Raw genomic sequence first — 278 nt, 5'->3', positions numbered from 1 at the left:
TTAAATGCGGCAACAGCTCCGGCTTGCTCATTACCTCCAACTGCTTTGGCGGCTGCCGCGCCAATGGCCGCACTGGCGATGAGGCGTAGATTGGGGTCGGCGATTTTTCCTAGTTCTTTTTGCGCCAGCTGACTTATTCCGTCTCCGGCCGCTCCTGAGGCAAAACCGTTGCCGGAAAGGTTGGAGGTGATTCCTCCCGCTACGGCATGTAAAAGGGCTTTGTATTCCCCTCCTTCTGCCCATTTTGCTTTTTCTTCGGGTGTCGCTGCTTTTTTCCA

At 54.7% G+C, this 278-nt stretch carries 1 pseudogene; it reads right to left on the bottom strand.

The features are described 5' to 3' along the window. Positions 1-278: pseudogene (locus tag ALO_RS22515) on the bottom strand (hypothetical protein); the annotation flags it as partial.

Source organism: Acetonema longum DSM 6540, from assembly GCF_000219125.1.
GTDB classification, from domain to species: Bacteria; Bacillota; Negativicutes; order Sporomusales; family Acetonemataceae; genus Acetonema; species Acetonema longum.
The sequence above is the reverse complement of the archived record's forward strand: the minus strand, read 5'-3'. Positions and strand labels throughout refer to the sequence as shown.